Genomic DNA, 20,696 nt, shown 5'->3' on the forward strand with positions numbered 1-20,696 from the left:
TCCCAGCCCTGAGGCGCGGCGCAGCGACCTCTGCGACCATTCCGGTCACCGCATCAGTCCTCGCCGAGCTCGACCTCCGGGGAAGGGCTCATCTCCTCGACCAGAGGCACGATGTCCGCGATGCCGTCGAGCACCTCGGTGGGCCGATACGGATACGAGGCGAGGTCCTCGGCACGCGTCGATCCCGACAGCACGAGGATCGAGCGCATGCCCGCCTCGAGCCCGCTCTTCACATCGGTGTCCATGCGATCGCCGATCATCACCGACGTCTCCGAATGAGCCCCGATGCGGTTCAGCGCAGTACGCATCATCAGCGGGTTCGGCTTGCCGACGTAGTAGGGGGAGATGCCCGTCGCGGCAGTGATCATCGCCGCGACCGCTCCGGTCGCGGGGAGCGGACCCTCGGTGCTGGGGCCGGTGACGTCGGGGTTCGTGGCGATGAACTTCGCACCCTGGCCCACCAGGCGGATCGCTCGGGTGATCGCCTCGAACGAGTACGTGCGGGTCTCCCCCAGAACGACGAACTCCGCGTCGCTGTCCGAGAGGATGAACCCGGCCTCGTGCATGGCACTGGTCAGCCCTGCCTCGCCGATCACATAGGCGCTGGCACCGGGCGTCTGCTCGGAGAGGAACTGCGCGGTTGCGAGTGCACTGGTCCAGATCGCCTCCTCCGGCAGCTCGATGCCGGCGCGGGCGAGCCGTGCGCGCAGATCCCGGGGCGTGAAGATCGAGTTGTTGGTCAGCACCAGGAAGCGTCGTCCGCAGCGCTGCAGCTCGGCGATGAACTCCGCTGCACCGGGCAGCGCGGCATGCTCGTGGACGAGCACTCCGTCCATGTCGGTGAGCCAGGAGTGGATCGGTGAATGATCGAGGGCGGTGGTCATGGCCCCAGTCTCGCATCCGACCGCCCGGTCGTGTCCATTGCGCCGGACGCCCGATGGGATGCCGCGCGGGCAGCCCCGATGCGGCGCAGCGGTCCCCCGGAACGCCGGACGGCCCGGCTCCCCGTGAGGGGAGCCGGGCCGTCGCTGCTGCGGAAGCGGTCGGAACCGCGCCCGATCAGTTGCCGGTGAGCTTGGCGCGCAGGGCGGCCAGCGCCTCGTCGGAGGCGAGGGTGCCCTCGTCCGAGGAGGCCGACTGGTAGGAGGCCTGAGCCGGCGCGGCCGGCTGCGAGGACGAGGAGGACGCGCCCGCGGAGGCGGACTCCTCGTCGGCCTTGATGGCCTCGGCGACCTGAGCCTTGTGGGCGGTCCAGCGCTCGTAGGCGGCCGCGTACTGGGCCTCCCACTCCTCGCGCTGGGCGTCGTAGCCCTCGAGCCACTCGTTGGTCTCCGGGTCGAAGCCCTCGGGGTACTTGTACTCGCCGTTCTCGTCGTACTCGGCGGCCATGCCGTAGAGAGCCGGATCGAAGGTCGAGTCGTCGCCCTCCGGGTCCACGCCCTCGTTGGCCTGCTTGAGGGACAGCGAGATGCGGCGGCGCTCGAGATCGATGTCGATGACCTTGACGAAGACATCCTGGTCGACGGTGACGACCTGCTCAGGCAGATCCACGTGGCGCTGCGCGAGCTCGGAGATGTGCACGAGGCCCTCGATGCCGTCCTCGACGCGGACGAACGCGCCGAACGGGACGAGCTTGGTGACCTTGCCCGGCACGACCTCGCCGATGGCGTGGGTGCGGGCGAACAGCTGCCACGGGTCCTCCTGGGTCGCCTTCAGCGACAGGGAGACGCGCTCGCGGTCCATGTCGACGTCCAGGACCTCGACCTTGACCTTCTGGCCCACCTCGACGACCTCCGACGGGTGGTCGATGTGCTTCCAGGACAGCTCCGAGACGTGCACCAGGCCGTCGACGCCGCCGAGATCGACGAACGCGCCGAAGTTGACGATCGAGGACACGGCGCCCTCGCGGACCTGCCCCTTCTGCAGGGTCTGCAGGAAGTCGGAGCGGACCGCGGACTGGGTCTCCTCGAGGTAGGCGCGACGCGAGAGGACCACGTTGTTGCGGTTCTTGTCGAGCTCGATGATCTTCGCCTCGATCTCCTGGCCGACGTAGGGCTGCAGGTCGCGGACGCGACGCATCTCGACGAGGGAGGCGGGCAGGAAGCCGCGCAGGCCGATGTCGACGATGAGGCCGCCCTTGACGACCTCGATGACGCGGCCGGTGACGACGCCCTCGTCCTCCTTGATCTGCTCGATCGTGCCCCAGGCGCGCTCGTACTGGGCGCGCTTCTTGGACAGGATCAGGCGACCCTCCTTGTCCTCCTTCTGGAGGACGAGGGCCTCGATCTCGTCGCCGACCTCGACGACCTCACCGGGGTCGACGTCGTGCTTGATGGACAGCTCGCGCGAGGGGATGACGCCCTCGGTCTTGTAGCCGATGTCCAGGAGGACCTCGTCGTGATCGACCTTCACCACGGTGCCCTCGACGATGTCGCCATCGTTGAAGTACTTGATGGTCGCATCGATGGCAGCCATGAGGTCGTCGGCGCCGCCGATGTCGTTGATGGCGATCTGGGGGGTCGTGGTCTCGGTCATGTAGGTAAGGACTCCGTCGGGACAGGTACGAGTAGGAATGATGGACATGCACTCCGTGCGCGGAGCCGCCGGGGCATAGGCCGCGCACAGACCTGGTAGAGCCTACCAGCCGCAGCGATCGAGCGCGAGGGCATATGTCCGTCCCGGCAGGTGCCCCCGGTCTCAGCGCGAGGACCTCAGTGGGCGGCCTCGAGCCAGGTCTCCCCCACGCCGATGCCGACCTCCAGCGGGACCGAGAGCTCGTAGGCGCCGTCCATGCCCTCGGACACGAGCTCGCGCAGCATCTCCTCCTCGCCCTCGGCGACGTCCAGCACGAGCTCGTCGTGCACCTGCAGCAGCACCCTCGAACGCAGCTCCCGCTCGCGCAGCAGGTCGTCGACGCGCAGCATCGCGAGCTTGATGATGTCCGCGGCGCTCCCCTGGATCGGCGAGTTCAGCGCGACGCGCTCGGCGTTCTCGCGACGCTGGCGGTTGTCGCTGGTCAGGTCCGGCAGATAGCGGCGACGGCCGAGGATCGTCTCGGTGTAGCCCGTGGAGCGAGCCCTCTCGACGCTCTCGCGCAGATAGTCGCGCACGCCGCCGAAGCGCTCGAAGTAGCCGTCCCGCAGCGCGGCGGCCTCGCTCTGCGGGATCCGCAGCTGCCGGGCGAGGCCGAAGGCGCTCAGCCCATAGGCCAGGCCGTAGCTGACCGCCTTGGTCTTGGAGCGCATGGCTCCATCGACCTGGTCGGGCTCGACATCGAAGACGCGCGAGGCGACGAAGCGATGCAGGTCCTCTCCGGAGCGGAACGCCTCGATCAGGCCCTCGTCCTCGGACAGGTGCGCCATGATGCGCATCTCGATCTGCGAGTAGTCGGCGGTCATCAGCGCGACGTACCCGTCGCTGCGGCGGAAGGCGGAGCGGATTCGCCGCCCCTCCTCGGTGCGGGTGGGGATGTTCTGGAGATTGGGGTTGTTCGAGGACAGGCGCCCCGTGGCGGCGATGTTCTGGTGGAAGGTGGTGTGGATCCGGCCCTCCGGCGAGATGAACCGCCGCAGCGTATCGATGATCTGGCGCATCTTCGTCACATCGCGATGCGTCAGCAGGTCGGAGAGGAACGGGTGCCCGGTCTTCTCGAAGAGGTCCACCAGGGTCCCGGCGTTGGTGCTGTAGCCGGTCTTCGTGCGACGCCCCTTGGGCAGGCCGAGGCGCTCGTAGAGGACCTCCTGCAGCTGCTTGGGGGATCCCAGGTTGATCCGGTCCCCGCCGATGCGGGAGTAGGCGGACTCCGCGACGCGCTCCTGCTCCCGAGCATGCTGGGCGTCCAGGTCCTCCAGCACGGAGTCCTCGACGGCGATCCCGGTCTCCTCCATCGCCGCGATCACGTGGGCGAGAGGCAGCTCGAGCTCGTCGTGGAGGGCCAGCGCCGCACGCTCCTCGAGCTCGGCCCGGAGGATCGTCTCGATGCGCAGCACTGCGTCGGCCGCCCGTCCGAGCCGCTCGGCGCCGGAGTCGTCGTCCTCGCCGAGATCGAGCTCCTGCTGGGCCGAGGCGCTCTCGACCTGGAGATCCTCCTGCAGATGGCGCATGGCCAGGCCGGCGAGATCAGTGGGCCTCTGGTCGGGTCGGCACAGGAACTCGGCGATCGCCAGATCGGTCCGCCATCCGCGCACCGTGAGCGCGCGCCCCGAGAGCCTGTGGGCCAGCGCCTTGGTGTCCTGTGCGGTCTTGGGAACCGATGAGTCCGACAGCCAGTCGGCGAGAGCACGTTCCGCCTTCTCGTCCAGACCCGTCAGATCGACCACCGCGATCGCGGCGTCCGTCGCGAGCGCCAGCGCGGTGGCATCGCCCTGGCCGAGCTCCCATCGTCCCTCGCCGGCCAGCGCCGCCCCGTCGGCGAACTCATCCTTCAGAAGTGCCGGGAGCTCATCCGCAGAGGCACGCCGGATCTCCGGCATCTCGCGCTCGGGCACGGAGGAGTGCGCGGCATCCTCGCCCAGGAACGATGCAGGGACGTCACGCCGGATCGTCGGTCCGAAGGCCAGCTCATCGAAGACCGCGGCGAGAGCGACGGCATCGCCCCGCCCGAGGGTGCATCGCTCCTCTCCCCCGGGCAGCTCCAGATCGCGGACCGCCTCGTTCATGCGCCGGTTGCGCTCCACGTCGTCACGATGATCGCGCAGGGACTGCCCGGCCTTCCCCTTGATCTCGTCGGCATGCGCGATGATCCCCTGCAGGTCGCCGTAGGAGAGGATCCACTTGGCTGCGGTCTTGGGCCCGACTCCGGGCACCCCTGGGAGGTTGTCGGCCGACTCGCCCACCAGGGCCGCCATGTCCGGGTAGCGCTCGGGCGGGATGCCGTACTTCTCCTCGACGGCGGACGGGGTCATCCGACGCATCTCCGTGACGCCCTTGACCGGCTGGAGGAGGGTCACGTTGTCCGTGACCAGCTGGATCGCATCGCGATCGCTCGAGACGATCAGCGCCTCCCGCCCGTCGGCCTCGGCGCGTGCCGCGAAGGTGGCGATGATGTCGTCGGCCTCGTAGTCCTCCACGGTGAACCACGCGACCCCCAGGGCATCGAGCACCTGCTGGATGAGAGCGATCTGGCCGACGAACTCCGGCGGCGTCACCTCGCGACCGGCCTTGTACTGGTCGTAGATGCGGTCGCGGAAGGTCCCGCCCGGCAGGTCGAAGGCCACCGCCACATGCGTGGGCTCCTCGGAGGCGACGACGTTGATGATCATCCTGGTGAACCCGTACACCGCGTTGGTGGCCTGCCCACGGCCATCGCTGAAGCCGTCAGCGGGCAGGGCGAAGAACGCCCGGAACGCCATCGCGTGGCCGTCGATGAGGAGGATCCGCTGTCCGCTGCCGTCGCTCGCACTCATGCGGAGCAGTCTCCCACGTCGCCCCGACCAGCGGCCATGTGGCACCCTGCGGGCATGGATCAGCTCTCACCTCCACCTCCTCCCTCCTCCCCCGATCCCGAGCTGCGCGCCCAGCTCGAGCGCATGTGCGAAGGCACGCTCGTCGAACGTCTGGGGATGCGCATCGAGACGCTCTCGTCGGCCGGAGGCACCATGACGATGCCGGTCGCGGGGAACACCCAGCCGGCGGGTCTGCTGCACGGCGGCGCGACGATCGCCCTCGCGGAGACCATCGCATCCTTCGCGGCGATCCTGCGCGCTCGCGAGGTCCACGGAGACGGAGCACAGGCCGTGGGGACCTCGGTCTCGGCGATCCACCATCGCTCGGGCCGTGCGGGGACCGTGCGGGCGACCTGCACGGTCCGCCACGCCGGCCGCCAGGTGGCGACCTATCTCATCGACGTGCACGACGAGGCCGGCACGCTGCTGAGCACCGTCACCGTCTCGACGATGCTGCTGCCGCCCCGCTGATCACCGCGACCTGCTGCTGGTCCCGGTCTCCCCCGGGTCGCCGCACGCGTCGCTCAGACTTCGTCCTCGTAGTCCACGGTCTGGTCGAGAGCGAGGGCACCGTCGTCGCCGTACCGGTAGGTGCGGAGACGACCGGTGGCCGGGTCGCCGTCGGCGCCGAGCGTCAGCGCACCCATGGACCCGACATAGGTGATCGACGGGCTCTCCCCAGCTCGGCGCCGGGCGGTGATCTCGTCCGCGCAGGCGCCGGGGTCGACGCATTCGACGGTTCCGGTGAGCACCTGGGGGATGGAGGCGGCGATGTCGGAGCCCTGGACCGAGAGGGCATGCTGCGCGGCGAGGCACGCGATCATGACGGCGTCGTACCCCAGCTGCGAGTAGGGGAACGCCGAGCGTGCCAGCGCAGGGTCCTCGTTGAGCATCATGCGCGCGTGCGCCTCGGGGATCTCCCCACCGGGCATCCACCCGACCACCTGGCCGAGGGCGCCCTCTGGGAGGCCCGCCCCGCGCTGGTCGACCGTCGCCGCCGGAGAGATGCTCACCGGGATCTGCGGCTCGATGCGGCCGTCCGCATCGCTGGTGGCATCGTGGACCGCCGCGGACAGCGCGGCGCTGGCCGCGGCCGAGCCGTGGATCACCAGCAGGGCCGGACGGGCCTCGGCGATGCGGCCGGCCAGGCCCGAGGCGTCCTCGTCGGCCGCCGGCAGGGACTCCTCCAGCACGATCTGCCCGCCCTGGGGGGCGAGGATCGTGGCGAGCCGGGACAGGAGATCCGAGCCCAGCTCCGAGCCGTCATGGACCATGGCGACGGAGCCCGGTTCACCGGTGCGGTCGGAGGCGGAGGCACCGAGAGCCTCCTCGGCCAGCCGGGCTGCGATCGCTCGAGTGCTCGGGGAGAGCCTCGCGAGCATTCCCGCGGTCCGCAGCGCCGGGTCCCGCAGCGCGAGGGAGGACGTGGTCACGTCGATCATGGCTATGCCCGCGGACGCCATCACGGGGGCCGCGCTCAGCATCGCCTCGTCGGGGAGGGAGCAGATGACGGCACCCGCGCCAGCATCGGCCATCTCCTCGACTATGCCCGTGAGGTCCTCGTCCAGCGACGAGATGACATGGCGCGTCCCCGCAGTCGCGACCTCCCGGTCGAAGACGCCGCCGTAGGCGGCGTTCACATCGATCAGGGCCTGCGACACGGCGAGGGCGATCGTGTCCTCTACCGCTGCGGTCCAGCCGACGGACGCGCCGATCTGCCCCAGCACGAGCGGTCCGTCGGGCACCACCGGAGTCCCCGACGTCGGCGAGCCGGTGGTTCCCGGCGACCCGGCACCGGACAGTCCCTCGCACCCTGCGAGCATCGGAACCGCAGCAGAGCCCAGCACCCCGGCGGCGAGCGAGCGCACCGCCGCACGTCGTGACAGCACCATCAGCTCATCCCCCTCGGTCGGCGCCCCTCCCCCAGGGCGACGCGACAGCGCCTTCACCGGTCGGTCGGCCCCGCACCGCGGGGCCCACGCCGGCGACGCCCTGCGCTCAGTCCTTGCCCTGACCGCCCAGCTGGTCGACGACCGCATCGGCGACCTCGCGCATCGTCAGACGACGGTCCATCGACGTCTTCTGGATCCAGCGGAAGGCCTCGGGCTCCGACAGGCCCATGTTCGTCTGCAGCAGCCCCTTGGCCCGATCGACGCGCTTGCGGGTCTCGAAGCGCTCACCCAGATCCGCGATCTCCGCCTCGAGCTGAGTGATCTGCTGGTACCGGGAGATCGCGATCTCGACCGCCGGCAGCAGGTCCGCCGGGGTGAAGGGCTTGACGACGTACGCCATGGCTCCGGCGTCGCGCGCGCGCTCGACGAGCTCGGCCTGCGAGAAGGCGGTGAGCATGACGACCGGCGCCAGGTTCTCCTCGCCGATGCGCTCGGCAGCGGTGACCCCGTCGACCTGAGGCATCTTCACGTCCATGACGACGACGTCAGGGCGCAGCTCGCGCGCCTTCGCCACAGCGCTCTCACCGTCCCCGACGGCCGCCAGCACCTCGAAGCCGGCCTCCGTCAGGGTCTCGACGATGTCCATGCGGATGAGGCTCTCGTCCTCCGCGACCACCGCCGTGCGGCGCGGGCCCTCGCTCTCGCCGGCGGCGAGGTCCTCGGTGTCAGCGGGAAGGGAAGCGATGTCGTCGTTCATGTCACCCTGTGTCTTCGGTCGGCACGTCTTCTGAGGGGACCGCGCCGTCGCCCTGCGGCAGTGCGCGGATCCTGCGGTCTTCAGCGGTATCCTAATCCAGCCCTCGGCACCGGGGGCGCGAGCCGGATTGGCGGAATGGCAGACGCGGCGCACTCAAAATGCGCTGTCCGCGAGGGCGTGCGGGTTCGAATCCCGCATCCGGCACTGTCGCCGCTCTCAGCGGCAGCCGCCCGAAGGCGGTGAAGGCTCGACCCGGCGTAGGAGATATCGCACGCCGGCGCCGACCGGTCGGCGTGGCCGAGCACACCTGCACGGAGAAGGAGCGGGGCACCCGTCGTGCGACGGGTGCCCCGCTCCTTCTCCGTGCAGGCCCTGGATCAGGACTGGGTGCCGGCGTTGATGTGGTCGACCTCGATGCGTGCGGACTCGGTGCCGTCCAGGTCGCCGATGCGGTGCACGCGGAGCGAGTTGGTCGAGCCGTGGACACCGGGGGGCGAACCCGCCGCGACGATGACCAGGTCGTTCTTCTGGAGCCCCTTCTGCTCGCGCAGGAGCTCGTCGACCTTCGCGATCATCTGGTCCGTGTCCTGCTGCATGGGCACCAGGTGCGCCTCGATGCCCCAGGACAGGGACAGCTGACGGGCGACCTCGGGATACGGGGTCAGTGCCAGCAGGGGGATGGACGGACGCAGGCGAGCCAGACGACGCGCGGTGTCGCCGGACTCGGTGAACGTCACCAGGTACTGCGCGGAGAGCTGGTCGCCGATCTCGGCGGCCGCGCGAGTGATCGCACCGCCGCGGGTGTGCGGGATGGTGCCCAGCGGGAGGATGCGGTCGGCCCCGTTCTCCTCGGTGTTGGTGACGATCCGCGCCATCGTGCGCACCGCCTCGAAGGGATACGCCCCGACGCTGGTCTCGCCCGAGAGCATGACCGCGTCAGCGCCGTCGAGGATCGCGTTGGCGCAGTCGGAGGCCTCCGCACGGGTCGGCCGCGGACTCGTGATCATCGACTCGAGCACCTGGGTCGCGACGATGACCGGCTTGGCATTGCGGCGGGCGAGCTCGATCGCGCGCTTCTGCACCAGCGGGACCTGCTCGAGCGGCAGCTCGACGCCCAGGTCGCCTCGCGCCACCATGATGCCGTCGAAGGCGCCGACGATGGACCGCAGGGCACGCACCGCCTGCGGCTTCTCGATCTTGGCGATGACGGGGACGCGACGTCCCTCCTCCTGCATGATGCTGAGGATGTCGTCCATGTCGTGGGCGTCGCGCACGAAGGACAGCGCGATCAGATCCGCACCGAGGCGCAGGCCCCAGCGCAGGTCGTCGATGTCCTTCTCGCTCATGGCGGGGACGGACACGGCGACACCGGGCAGATTGATGCCCTTGTTGTTGGAGACCGGGCCGGGGACCTCGACGACCGTGGTGACCTCCGTGCCGGACACGTCCGTCACGCGCACGGAGACCTTGCCGTCGTCGATCAGGAGCACGTCACCGGGACGGCAGTCTCCCGGCAGGCCCTTGAAGGTCGTCGAGACGCGCTCGCGGGTGCCGACGATGTCCTCGGTGGTGATCACGAAGGTGTCGCCGACCTCGAGCTGATGCGGACCGTTCTCGAACCTTCCGAGGCGGATCTTCGGGCCCTGCAGATCCACGAGGATCGCGACGTTCCTGCCCAGGTCCTCCGCCGCCCGGCGGATGTTCGCATACACCTGCTCGTGGTCCTCGTGCGAGCCGTGGCTCAGGTTCATCCGAGCGACGTTCATCCCCGAGTCGATCAGCGTGCGGATCTGCTCGTAGGTGTTCGTCGCGGGACCGAGAGTGCAGACGATCTTCGCTTTGCGCATGTCAACCCATCTGTAAATAGTGCGTGCTTCGTGCGGACAGGGGCCGCGGCTCCCCCGAAGGGGCACGGCGAGCGGGCCCTTCCAGGGGGACGCGGCGTCGCGTGTTCAGGACACAGTCTTTCACACTGTGAGGGCATGATCACCCGAGCGCACGGGCGCCGGGAGCGATGTGCCGCCCATCAGGTGGGCGTCCACGGCGGCGGCGCAGGAGCGCCCCTCCGCGATCGCCCACACGATCAGGCTCTGACCTCGGGCGCAGTCGCCGGCGGTGAAGACCCCGTCCACGTTCGTCGCCCAGTTCCCGTCGTGCTCGATGTTGCCGCGGGATGTCATCGTCACGCCCAGCCTCTCGAGCAGGCCGCCCTGCTCGGGACCGGTGAAGCCCATCGCCATGAGCACCAGCTGAGCGGGGATCACCGTCTCGGTCCCCGGGGTGGGGAGGCGGCGGCCGTCCTTGTACTGGGTGCGAGCGACCTTCAGCCCGTTGACCCTGCCCGCCTCATCGATCTCGAACCCGGTGGTCGACGCGAGGTACGACCTCTCGCCCCCCTCCTCATGGGCCGTGGAGATCTCGAACAGCACCGGGTGCGTGGGCCAGGGCTGGCTCTCGTCGCGCTCGCTGGGAGGCTGGGTGCCGATCGCGAGGGTGGTGACGGAGCGCGCTCCCTGGCGCAGCGCGGTCCCCAGGCAGTCAGCGCCCGTGTCACCGCCTCCGATGATGACGACGTCCTTGCCCGCCGCGTCGATGGCATCCTCCAGGACGTCGCCCTCGACCAGGCGGTTGGCCTGGGTGAGGTACTCCATCGCGGGATGGATGCCCTCCGCGTCGCGTCCGGGCACGGGGAGGTCGCGCGGCATGGTCGAACCGGTGGCCAGGACGACCGCGTCGTAGCGCGAGCGCAGCTCCTCCACGCTCACCGCTCCCTCGCCGCTCCCTCCGACGTCGACCCCCGTACGGAAGCGGGTGCCCTCGGCACGCATCTGCTCCAGGCGTCGATCGACATGGCGCTTCTCGAGCTTGAACTCGGGGATGCCGTAGCGCAGGAGACCGCCGAGACGGTCGTCGCGCTCGAGCACGACCACCGAGTGCCCCGCCCGGGTCAGCTGCTGGGCGGCGGCGAGCCCGGCAGGGCCGGAGCCGACGACGGCCACCGAGCGGCCGGTCTGGCGAGTCGCCTCGACCGGCTCCACCCACCCCTCCTCGAAGGCCCGATCGACGATCGAGACCTCGATGTTCTTGATGGTCACGGGCGGCTGGTTGATGCCGAGCACGCAGCTCGACTCGCACGGCGCGGGGCATGCGCGGCCGGTGAACTCCGGGAAGTTGTTCGTCGCATGGAGCCGCTCGCTGGCCTCCCGCCAGTCGTCGCGGTACACCAGGTCGTTCCACTCCGGGATCAGGTTGCCCAGCGGACAGCCCTGATGGCAGAACGGGATGCCGCAGTTCATGCAGCGTCCGGCCTGGCGCGACACCACGCTCAGGGTGCCCTTCTCCCGAGCTTCGTAGACCTCGCGCCAGTCCATGAGGCGCACCGGCACGGGGCGGCGCTGAGGGAGCTCGCGCTCGCGGTAGCGGAGGAATCCGCGGGGATCAGCCATGGGTGGCCTCCATGATGGTGTTCCAGATCTCGTTCGAGTTGGGGTCGATGCCGTCCGCGAGCGCCTGCTCGCGGATGCCGGTGATGCGCAGGAACGCGCGGGGGACGATCTGGCTCAGGCGTGCGAACAGCTCGTCCTCGTCGGCCAGCAGCGCCGCGGCGCGGTCCGACCCGGTGCGGCGGGCATGGTCGCGGATCGCCTCCAGCACGAAGCCGCGGTGCTCCTCCCTCACGGGGGTGATGTCGAAGGTGGCCGCGTCGTTCGCATTCAGTCGCGAGCGATCGAGGTCGAGGACGAACAGGGTGCCTCCGCTCATACCGGCGCCGAGGTTGCGTCCCGTCGGACCGAGGATGACGATCGCCCCTCCCGTCATGTACTCCGCGCCGTGGTCGCCGATGCCCTCGACGACCAGGGTCGCGCCGGAGTTGCGCACACCGAACCTCTCCCCTGCCCGGCCCGCCAGCAGCAGGCGGCCGCTGGTGGCGCCGTAGGCGCAGGTGTTGCCGGCGATGGTCGCAGAGGCGAGCGATGCGGCGCTGCCGGCGCCGTGGCCGATCGCCACGATGCCGCCCGACAGGCCCTTGCCGACGTAGTCGTTGGCGTCGCCCGTCAGATGCATGCTCACGCCCGCCGGCAGGAACGCGCCGAAGGACTGGCCGCCGGTGCCCTCGAGGTCCACGACGATCGTGTCCTCGGCGAGCCCCGCTCCGTCGGTGCGGCGGGTGACCTCGTGACCGAGCAGCGTGCCGGAGCTGCGCTGGACGTTTCTCACCGTGCCGGTGATCCGCACCGAGTCCTCACGGCCCGAGAGCACCGCATCGGCCTCGGCGATCCACGGGTGATCGGCCGCAAGGTCCAGGTGATGGTCCTGGCCGCGCAGGCGACGCACGTGGTCGCCCTCCTTGATCTCGGGGGCGGCGAGGATCGCGGCGAGGTCCAGGCCGTCCCGCTTGGCCGCGGCCAGCGCGCTGACCGCCTCCGAGCTCTCGGCGAGACCCAGCAGATCCGTCCTGCCCACCGCCTCGTCGATCGAGCGCAGTCCGAGTGCGGCGAGGTGCTCGCGCACCTGCTGAGCGATGAACTGGAAGAAGTTCACCACGTGATCGGCATGGCCCGTGAAGCGAGCGCGCAGCTCCGGGTTCTGAGTGGCCACGCCCACCGGGCAGGTGTCCAGGTGGCAGACGCGCATCATGACGCAGCCCGTGACCACGAGCGGTGCTGTGGCGAAGCCGAACTCCTCCGCGCCCAGCAGGGCGGCGATCACGACGTCCCGACCGGTCTTCATCTGCCCGTCGACCTGGACGGTGATGCGATCGCGCAGACCGTTCAGCAGCAGCGTCTGCTGGGTCTCCGCCAGCCCGATCTCCCACGGAGTGCCGGCGTGCTTGAGGGAGTTCAGCGGACTGGCTCCGGTTCCGCCGTCGTGCCCCGAGATGAGCACGACGTCGGCATGCGCCTTGGAGACGCCGGTGGCGACCGTCCCCACACCGAAGCGCGAGACCAGCTTCACGTGCACGCGAGCCGCGGGATTCGCGGACTTCGCGTCATGGATCAGCTGGGCGAGGTCCTCGATGGAATAGATGTCGTGATGCGGCGGCGGCGAGATCAGTCCGATGCCCGGGGTCGAGTGCCGGGTGCGCGCGATCCACGGGTACACCTTCTCCGGGGGCAGCTGACCGCCCTCCCCGGGCTTGGCGCCCTGCGCGATCTTGATCTGGATGTCCTTCGCGAAGGTGAGGTACTCGCTGGTCACACCGAAGCGACCGGAGGCGATCTGCTTGATCGCGCTCGAGCGCTCGGGGTCGTGCAGGCGCTCGGGATCCTCCCCGCCCTCGCCGCTGTTGGACATGCCGCCGAGGCGGTTCATGGCGATGGCGAGCGTCTCGTGGGCCTCCTGCGAGATCGATCCGTAGCTCATGGCGCCGGTCATGAAGCGCCGGGTGATCGCCTCGACCGACTCGACCTCGTCGATGGGGATCGGCTGGGTCGCGTCGGTGCGCAGGCGCAGCAGGCCGCGGATCGTCATCAGCCGCTGCGACTGGTCGTCGACCTCGTCGGTGTAGCGGCGGAACTCGTCGTACTGGCGGTTGCGGGTGGAATGCTGCAGCCGGAAGATCGCCTCCGGGGTGAACAGGTGCGGCGGACCCTCTCGACGCCACTGGTACTCCCCGCCGACGGGGAGCCGACGATGCGGCAGGCGCACGCCCTCGACGGGATAGGCGACAGCGTGGCGGGCTGCGTTCTCCGCGGCGATGACCTCCAGATCGATGCCTCCGATGCGGGTGTCGGTGCCGGGGAACCAGGTGTCCACGAGCTCCTGCGACAGACCGACGGCCTCGAAGATCTGCGCACCCCGGTAAGAGGCGACGGTCGCGATGCCCATCTTGGACATGATCTTCAGGACACCCTTGCCGAGCGCGTAGTTGAGGTTGCGCACCGCCGTGGCCTCGTCCACGTCGCTGATCACTCCGCGACGCACGAGCTCCTCGACGCTCTCCATCGCCAGGTACGGGTTGATGGCGCTCGCGCCGTAGCCGATCAGCAGCGCGGCGTGGTGGACCTCGCGGACATCCCCGGCCTCCACCACCAGCGCCGCCCGCGTGCGCAGGCCCGCCCGCACCAGGTGGTGCTGGACGGCGCTGGTCATGAGCAGCGAGGGGATGGGGGCCAGCAGCTGGTTGGCGTCGCGATCGGAGAGCACGAGGAATGTCGCCCCGTCCTCGATCGCGGCGACGGCCTCCTCACAGATCTCCTGCAGACGCTCCTCGAGGGCACGGGCGCCGCCGACCACCTGATACAGGCCCCTCAGCCGGACCGTGCGGAAGTCGGTGGTGCGCTCATGGGACCGCACGTCGATGATCGCCGCCAGCTGATCGTTGTCGATGATCGGGAAGTCCAGCGACAGCTGGCGCGCATGCTCAGGAGTCTCCGTGAGCAGGTTCCGCGACGGACCGATCGCCACCCCCAGGGACGTCACGATCTCCTCGCGCAGGGAGTCGAGAGGCGGGTTCGTCACCTGCGCGAACATCTGGGTGAAGTAGTCGAACAGCAGACGCGGACGATCGGACAGCACCGCGATCGGGGTGTCCGTGCCCATCGCGCCGATCGGTTCGGCTCCCTTGGAGGCCATGGGCGCCAGCAGCACGCGCAGCTCCTCCTCCGTGTAGCCGAAGGTCTGCTGCCGGCGCACTACGGACGAGCGCGAATGCGTGATGTGCTCGCGGGCGGGCAGCTCCGAGAGCGGAATCTTCTGCTCGGCGATCCACTGCCCGTAGGGCTGCGCGACCGCGATCTCGTGCTTGACCTCGTCGCTCGGGACGACCTCACCCCGGTCGAGGTCGACCAGGAAGATCTCCCCGGGGGCGACACGGCCGGTGTGGGCGAGACGGGAGTGCGGGATGTCCAGCAGCCCCGCCTCCGAGCCGAGCACGACCAGGTCGTCCTCGGTGATCCAGTAGCGCAGCGGACGCAGGCCGTTGCGGTCCAGGCGCGCTCCGACCAGGCGACCGTCGGTGAAGACGATCGACGCGGGCCCGTCCCACGGCTCCTGGAGGGAGGAGTGGTACTCGTAGAAGGCTCTGAGGTCGGGGTCCATGGTGGGATCGTTCTCCCACGCCTCGGGCACGAGCATCATCAGGGCGTGGGGCAGGGAGCGACCGGACAGCAGCAGCAGCTCCAGCAGCTCGTCCAGGCTCGCCGAGTCGGAGGCGCCCTCGGAGTTCACCGGGAGCAGGCGTCCGAAGTCCTCGCCGAACGCATCGGTGTCCATGGACCCCTCAGCGGCTCGCACCCGATTGCGGTTCCCGATCACCGTGTTGATCTCACCGTTGTGTGCGAGCACGCGGAACGGGTGCGCGAGCGGCCAGGCCGGGAAGGTGTTGGTGGAGAAGCGCGAGTGCACGATCGCGAGCTCGGTGGTCATGCGCTCATCCCGCAGGTCCGGGAAGAACTCGTCGAGCTGCAGAGGCGTGAGCATGCCCTTGTACACCATCACCCGCGTGGACAGGGAGGGGAAGTACGCCTCGGTGGCGTGCTCCACCCGTCGGCGGACGGCGAAGGCGGCGCGCTCGAGCGCGATCCCCTCGCGCTCCCCGGCGGCGTCGACCAGGACGATCTGCTCGAAGTGCGGCTGGACCTCCCGGGCCGAAGGGCCCACGAGGCCGTCGACGACGGGCACCTCGCGGCGACCGAGCACCGTCAGCCCCTCATCCGCCGCGATCTCCTCGAGCACGGCGAGGGTGCGCTCGCGCTCATCGCGCTCCCTCGGCAGGAAGGCGATGCCGCAGGCATAGGAGCCGAGGGCCGGCAGCTGGAGGCCGGTGACGGCGCGCAGGAAGGCGTCGGGCATCTGCAGGAGGATGCCGGTGCCGTCGCCGGTGTTCTCCTCGGCGCCGACGGCGCCGCGGTGGTCGAGATTGCGCAGCGCGGTCAGCGCGTGCTCGACGATGTCGTGACCGGGCTCCCCGCGCAGCGTGGTGACCATGCCCACGCCGCACGAGTCGAGTTCGCTCTCGGGCCGGTAGAGGCCCTGCGCAGGAGGGAAGGCGGAGAATCGGGAATTGAGGGGGATCATGCGGTGGCCCTTCCGGGGACGGCCGAGGAGCAGGACTGCGCTCTTCGGGTTCGACGAGGATCCGGGGACCGGCCTCGGTCGCCGTCCTGCGACGTCGTGCGTCGCGGAAGGGCGCCGGGCTCAGCCGCCGGCAGGGGGTGCGTCGTCCTGGGAGGGCGGGGTGCCCGACTTCTCGACCTCGTCCTCGTCAGGGCCGTTGCCCTCGGTCTGGGCGGGCAGCTCGAACGAGCCGTCCGCCGCGACGGCCTCTCCGCCGCGGCGACGGCGGCGCAGGGTCAGATGGATCAGCATGGCGATGGCGACCAGCGCCATCGCCAGGGCGACCACGGTATGGATGCGCAGCGGCCCGATCATCAGGACGGGCTCGGTGCGGATCGCGTCGACCATCGCCCTGCCGGTGGAGTAGATGGCGACGTAGAGCCAGAAGACGCGACCGCCGCCGAGCCGGAGGCGTCGGCTGATCAGGAGCAGCGCCACGACTCCCAGCAGGTTCCAGATCTGCTCGTACAGGAACGTCGGATGGTAGGTGCCCGGGACGCAGCCGGAGATCCTCTCCCCGTTGGTCACGCAGGTGATGTCCCAGGCCCACCATGCATCGAGCTCAGGTCCGTACAGCTCCTGGTTGAACCAGTTGCCGAAACGTCCGATGGCCTGGGCGACCAGAAGGGTCGGGGCGATGGTGTCGGCGAGAGCGGCGAAGGAGACCTTCTTGATCCGCGACATGATCAGGACGGCCAGGGCACCGCCGGCGACGCCGCCGTAGATCGCGAGTCCGCCCTGCCAGATGTACAGCATGGCGACGGGGTTGCCGCCTTCGCCGAAGAACGGCTCGGGAGAGGTCAGCACATGCCAGATCCGTGCGCCGACGATGCCGGCGATGATCGCGACGAAGCCGATGTCGAAGAGGTCGTCGGCGTCGCCTCCCCGAGCTGTCCAGCGCGAAGTCGCCCACTTCAGGGCCACGCCCATGCCGATCAGGATGCAGATCGCATAGAAGTGCACCGTGAGCGGTCCGAACGAGACCGAGGAGTAGGCGGGGCTGGGGATCATGGCGCTCAGACTCCGCTCCGGGAGCGCTCCACGCCGGAGCGCAGGTCGTCGGCGACGCGCGCCAGCGCAGTGTGGTCCCCCCGGTCGGAGTCCAGGAGCGTGCGCACGAAGGCGGAGCCGACGATGACTCCGTCGGCGTACGCCCCGACCTCGGCAGCCTGGGCACCGGTGGAGACGCCGAGCCCGACGCAGACGTTCTGCGCTCCCGCCTCACGGGTGCGCGCGACCAGACCCTCGGTGGCGCTGGAGACGCTCGCGCGGGTTCCGGTCACTCCCATGGTGCTCGCGGCGTACACGAACCCGCGGGTGTGGGAGACGACGTGCTCGAGCCGCTCGCGCGGCGAGCTCGGGGCGACGAGGAAGATCCTGTCGACGCCATGCTCCTCGCTCGCGCGGATCCACTCCTCCCCCTCGTCGGGGATGAGGTCGGGCGTGATGACGCCCGCCCCTCCTGCGGAGGCGAGGTCCCGGGCGAAGGCGTCGGGACCGTAGGAGAGGATCGGGTTCCAGTACGACATGACGAGGATCGCCGCTCCGCGGCCGGACAGCGCCTCGACGGCGGTGATGACGTCCCGGGTGCGCACGCCGCCGGCCAGGGCCGCGCTCGCGGCGCGTTGGATGACGGGTCCGTCCATGACGGGGTCCGAGTAGGGAAGGCCGAGCTCGATCATGTCGGCGCCGTGGTCGATCAGCACGGACGCGGCGTCGATCGACCCCTGCAGGTCGGGGAAGCCGACGGGCAGGTATCCGATCAGCGCGGAGCGGCCCTCGGCACGGGCGACGTCGAGCGCGTCACCAGCGCGCATGCGCGCGATGTCGGTCGCGGTCATCGCTGGGCCTCCTGATCGGCGGTGGTGCGGGCGAGCGCCCGCAGGGCGGCGAGGTCAGCGCGAGGGGCGACTCGCCCGGCGCTCCCGCCGTCGGCCTCTGTCTCGACGGCGGTGCTCTCCTCGCCGGTCTCGTCATCGAGCAGACCGAACCAGCGGGAGGCGGTGTCGACGTCCTTGTCGCCGCGGCCGGAGAGGCTCACGACGATCACGGCGCCCTCGCCCAGCTCGCGCCCGAGCTCCAGGGCTCCGGCCAGCGCGTGGGCGGACTCGATGGCCGGCATGATGCCTTCGGTCATCGACAGCAGGGCGAAGGCCTCCATCGCGGGGCCGTCGTCGATGGCACGATACTCGGCGCGGCCGATCGAGGCCAGCCAGGCGTGCTCCGGTCCGACGCTCGGATAGTCCAGCCCTGCGGAGATCGAGTGGGAGGGGATCGTCTGGCCGTCCTCGTCCTGCATGATGAAGCTGCGCGCCCCATGCAGGACCCCCGGCGTGCCTCCGCCGATGGTGGCGCTGTGACGACCCGAGGCGATGCCGTCTCCCCCGGCCTCGCACCCGACCAGCCGCACCAGCGGATCCGTGTCGTCGAGGAAGGCGTGGAAGATGCCCATCGCATTGGACCCTCCGCCGACGCAGGCCACCACCGCATCCGGCAGCCCACCTGTGCGATCGAGGACCTGTGCACGGGCCTCTTCACCGATGATGCGATGGAAGTCGCGCACCATGACCGGGAACGGGTGGGGTCCGGCCACCGTCCCGAGCAGGTAGTGCGTGGTCTCCACGTTGGCGACCCAGTCACGGAAGGCTTCGTTGATCGCGTCCTTGAGCGTCCGCGACCCCTGCTTCACCGCCACCACATCGGCTCCCAGCAGACGCATCCGGGCGACGTTGAGCGCCTGACGCTCCGTGTCCTCCTCGCCCATGTAGATGGTGCACTCGAGGCCGAACAGCGCGGCCGCCGTCGCGGTGGCCACGCCGTGCTGGCCGGCCCCGGTCTCGGCGATCAGCCGCTTCTTGCCCATGCGGACGGTCAGCAGGGCCTGTCCGAGCACGTTGTTGATCTTGTGGCTGCCGGTGTGGTTGAGGTCCTCGCGCTTGAGCAGGATCCGGGCGCCCCCGGCGAGCTTCGAGAAGCGCGGTGCCTCGCTCAGCAGCGAGGGACGGCCGGTGTAGTCCGCGGCGAGCCGTCGCAGCTCCGCGAGGAACTCCGGATCCACGATCGCCTTCTCGTACACCTCGGTGAGCTCGTCGAGGGCCGGCACCAGGGCCTCGGGCAGGAACCTGCCGCCGAAGCCTCCGAAGTACGGGCCCGCCTCGGCGCGCAGGGCGCCGAGGGGACGGCTGAGATCAGGCAGCACCGGCAGGTCGGTCGAGGTCGAAGGGGTCGTCGCGTCGTTCGTCACAGGGATGCTCCTTCGGAGGGCCGGCCGCGTCGGGCGACAGCGCGGTAGTCGGCGACGGCCACGGCCGGGTCGCCGGAGGTCACGAGCGCCTCGCCGACCAGCACGGCATCGGCGCCCGCACGGGCATAGGCCTCGACATCGGCGACGGAGGCGACGGCGGACTCCCCGATCGCCAGCGGGCCGGCAGGGATCGCGCCCAGCAGCTCAGCCGCGCGGGAGAGGTCCACGTCCAGGGTCTTGAGGTTGCGGGCGTTGACGCCGATGATGTCCGCGCGCAGCGCGAGAGCCCGCTCGAGCTCCTCGGCGGTGTGCGTCTCCACGAGCGCCTGCATGCCCAGAGAGAGGATCTGCTCGTGCAGCTCGGCGAGCTGGGAGTCCTCGAGAGCGGCCACGATCAGCAGGACCAGATCCGCACCATGGGCGCGAGCCTCATCGACCTGGTAGGGATCGACGACGAAGTCCTTGCGCAGGACCGGCACGTCGACCTGGGCGCGCACCGCATCGAGATCTGCCAGGGTGCCGCGGAAGCGGCGCTGCTCGGTGAGGACGCTGATCGCGCTCGCTCCGCTGTCGGCGTAGATGCCCGCCAAGGACGCGGGCTCCGGGATCGACGCCAGATCACCCTTGGAGGGGCTCGCACGCTTGACCTCAGCGATCAGGCCCATCGTGGCACCGTCCCCCACCAGAGCGGCATGGGCGTCCCGCGCCGGTGCGGCATCTGCCGCCGCCTCCCGCACGGCGGATGCGGGCACGGCGGCTCGACGGGAGGCGAGGTCCTCCCGCACGCCGACGATGATGTCGTCGAGGACGGTTCCGGTGAGGGTCACGAGCGGCTCCTGCGGCGGGGCCCGAGCGGCTTGCGGCCGGTCAGGCGCCCACGAGGGACGTAGGGGCGATGAACCAGAAGGCCGGGAGGTTGCGCAGAGCGCCGAACACCACGACCAGCGCGACGAGCACGAGGACCGCCGCCCGCGAAGGCATCAGGTCGGTCGTGCGCCCCTGCACCCGTCGCACTGCCCACCATACGAGACCCAGCGAGACGAGCGGCAGGGCGACCACGATGAGGACATTGTTCTGAGCGGCGAGCAGCAGGTCGCCGTCGATGGCGGCGTGGACAGCGCGCGTCGCACCGCACCCCGGGCAGTACAGGCCGGTGAGGTGGTAGACGGGGCAGAGCGGGATGTCCTGACGGAAGGGGTCGAACACCTTCTGCACGCCGAGCGCCAGGGCACCGCCTCCGGCCAGCAGACCGAGAGGCAGCACAGCGCGGTGAGCTCCTCCGCGACGGGACCCTTCGCGGG

The 20,696-nt window shown here is 70.1% G+C and carries 14 protein-coding genes and 1 tRNA gene; 2 read left to right on the forward strand and 13 right to left on the reverse strand.

Annotated features, from left to right (window positions below; genetic code table 11):
* Positions 1 to 53: 53 nt before the first annotated feature.
* The 3 genes from ACZ5AJ_RS06895 to polA form a co-directional block, all read right to left on the reverse strand.
* Positions 54 to 884, reverse strand: a complete 831-nt coding sequence (locus tag ACZ5AJ_RS06895; RefSeq protein WP_464138278.1) for an HAD-IIA family hydrolase — start codon at positions 882 to 884, stop codon at positions 54 to 56.
* Between the two features lie 175 nt (positions 885 to 1,059).
* Positions 1,060 to 2,535 (reverse strand): 30S ribosomal protein S1, encoded by a 1,476-nt coding sequence (gene rpsA, locus ACZ5AJ_RS06900; protein WP_464138279.1) that lies wholly within the window; start codon positions 2,533 to 2,535, stop codon positions 1,060 to 1,062.
* Positions 2,536 to 2,711: 176 nt separating this feature from the next.
* Positions 2,712 to 5,405 carry a DNA polymerase I gene (polA, locus tag ACZ5AJ_RS06905; protein WP_464138280.1) on the reverse strand — a complete coding sequence of 898 codons (2,694 nt, stop codon included), beginning with the start codon at positions 5,403 to 5,405 and terminating at the stop codon, positions 2,712 to 2,714.
* Positions 5,406 to 5,459: 54 nt separating this feature from the next.
* On the opposite strand from polA, the gene ACZ5AJ_RS06910 reads away from it, so the two are divergent.
* Positions 5,460 to 5,915: a hotdog fold thioesterase gene (locus ACZ5AJ_RS06910; protein WP_464138282.1), complete on the forward strand. Its 456-nt coding sequence runs from the start codon at positions 5,460 to 5,462 to the stop codon at positions 5,913 to 5,915.
* Between the two features lie 53 nt (positions 5,916 to 5,968).
* On the opposite strand, the gene ACZ5AJ_RS06915 is transcribed toward ACZ5AJ_RS06910, so the two are convergent.
* On the reverse strand, positions 5,969 to 7,336 hold the full coding sequence (locus ACZ5AJ_RS06915) for an ABC transporter substrate-binding protein (RefSeq protein WP_464138283.1): 1,368 nt from the start codon (positions 7,334 to 7,336) through the stop codon (positions 5,969 to 5,971).
* 106 nt (positions 7,337 to 7,442) lie between these two features.
* A complete protein-coding gene (locus ACZ5AJ_RS06920) occupies positions 7,443 to 8,093 on the reverse strand; it encodes an ANTAR domain-containing response regulator (RefSeq protein WP_464138284.1) in 651 nt (216 codons plus the stop codon).
* 121 nt (positions 8,094 to 8,214) lie between these two features.
* On the opposite strand from ACZ5AJ_RS06920, the gene ACZ5AJ_RS06925 reads away from it, so the two are divergent.
* Positions 8,215 to 8,297, forward strand: a tRNA-Leu gene (locus ACZ5AJ_RS06925).
* 173 nt (positions 8,298 to 8,470) lie between these two features.
* On the opposite strand, the gene pyk is transcribed toward ACZ5AJ_RS06925, so the two are convergent.
* From pyk to ACZ5AJ_RS06965, 8 genes are all read right to left on the reverse strand, one after another.
* Positions 8,471 to 9,940 (reverse strand): pyruvate kinase, encoded by a 1,470-nt coding sequence (gene pyk, locus ACZ5AJ_RS06930; protein ID WP_464138286.1) that lies wholly within the window; start codon positions 9,938 to 9,940, stop codon positions 8,471 to 8,473.
* 120 nt (positions 9,941 to 10,060) lie between these two features.
* The gene (locus tag ACZ5AJ_RS06935; RefSeq protein ID WP_464138287.1) at positions 10,061 to 11,539 is read right to left on the reverse strand and encodes a glutamate synthase subunit beta; all 1,479 of its coding nucleotides are present in this window, start codon (positions 11,537 to 11,539) and stop codon (positions 10,061 to 10,063) included.
* Positions 11,532 to 16,112: a glutamate synthase large subunit gene (gltB, locus tag ACZ5AJ_RS06940; RefSeq protein WP_464138289.1), complete on the reverse strand. Its 4,581-nt coding sequence runs from the start codon at positions 16,110 to 16,112 to the stop codon at positions 11,532 to 11,534. The genes ACZ5AJ_RS06935 and gltB overlap by 8 nt, the downstream gene beginning before the upstream one ends.
* 120 nt (positions 16,113 to 16,232) lie before the next feature.
* Positions 16,233 to 17,162, reverse strand: coding sequence for a prolipoprotein diacylglyceryl transferase (gene lgt, locus ACZ5AJ_RS06945; RefSeq protein ID WP_464138290.1), 930 nt, complete (start codon positions 17,160 to 17,162; stop codon positions 16,233 to 16,235).
* 5 nt (positions 17,163 to 17,167) lie between these two features.
* Entirely contained in the window at positions 17,168 to 17,992 is an 825-nt protein-coding gene (trpA, locus tag ACZ5AJ_RS06950; protein ID WP_464138291.1) for a tryptophan synthase subunit alpha, read from the reverse strand.
* The gene (gene trpB, locus ACZ5AJ_RS06955) at positions 17,989 to 19,350 is read right to left on the reverse strand and encodes a tryptophan synthase subunit beta (RefSeq protein ID WP_464138708.1); all 1,362 of its coding nucleotides are present in this window, start codon (positions 19,348 to 19,350) and stop codon (positions 17,989 to 17,991) included. Before trpB ends, trpA begins: the two co-directional genes overlap by 4 nt.
* A 41-nt stretch (positions 19,351 to 19,391) precedes the next feature.
* The gene (gene trpC, locus ACZ5AJ_RS06960; RefSeq protein ID WP_464138293.1) at positions 19,392 to 20,222 is read right to left on the reverse strand and encodes an indole-3-glycerol phosphate synthase TrpC; all 831 of its coding nucleotides are present in this window, start codon (positions 20,220 to 20,222) and stop codon (positions 19,392 to 19,394) included.
* Between the two features lie 40 nt (positions 20,223 to 20,262).
* The gene (locus ACZ5AJ_RS06965; RefSeq protein WP_464138295.1) at positions 20,263 to 20,658 is read right to left on the reverse strand and encodes a DUF2752 domain-containing protein; all 396 of its coding nucleotides are present in this window, start codon (positions 20,656 to 20,658) and stop codon (positions 20,263 to 20,265) included.
* Between the last annotated feature and the right edge of the window lie 38 nt (positions 20,659 to 20,696).

Source organism: Brachybacterium zhongshanense (assembly GCF_055385755.1).

Coding starts and splice junctions, on each gene's coding strand:
- ACZ5AJ_RS06895 (WP_464138278.1), bottom strand. CDS start 884: ATGACCACCGCCCTCGATCATTCACCGATCCACTCCTGGCTCACCGAC.
- rpsA (WP_464138279.1), bottom strand. CDS start 2,535: ATGACCGAGACCACGACCCCCCAGATCGCCATCAACGACATCGGCGGC.
- polA (WP_464138280.1), bottom strand. CDS start 5,405: ATGAGTGCGAGCGACGGCAGCGGACAGCGGATCCTCCTCATCGACGGC.
- ACZ5AJ_RS06910 (WP_464138282.1), top strand. CDS start 5,460: ATGGATCAGCTCTCACCTCCACCTCCTCCCTCCTCCCCCGATCCCGAG.
- ACZ5AJ_RS06915 (WP_464138283.1), bottom strand. CDS start 7,336: ATGGTGCTGTCACGACGTGCGGCGGTGCGCTCGCTCGCCGCCGGGGTG.
- ACZ5AJ_RS06920 (WP_464138284.1), bottom strand. CDS start 8,093: ATGAACGACGACATCGCTTCCCTTCCCGCTGACACCGAGGACCTCGCC.
- pyk (WP_464138286.1), bottom strand. CDS start 9,940: ATGCGCAAAGCGAAGATCGTCTGCACTCTCGGTCCCGCGACGAACACC.
- ACZ5AJ_RS06935 (WP_464138287.1), bottom strand. CDS start 11,539: ATGGCTGATCCCCGCGGATTCCTCCGCTACCGCGAGCGCGAGCTCCCT.
- gltB (WP_464138289.1), bottom strand. CDS start 16,112: ATGATCCCCCTCAATTCCCGATTCTCCGCCTTCCCTCCTGCGCAGGGC.
- lgt (WP_464138290.1), bottom strand. CDS start 17,162: ATGATCCCCAGCCCCGCCTACTCCTCGGTCTCGTTCGGACCGCTCACG.
- trpA (WP_464138291.1), bottom strand. CDS start 17,992: ATGACCGCGACCGACATCGCGCGCATGCGCGCTGGTGACGCGCTCGAC.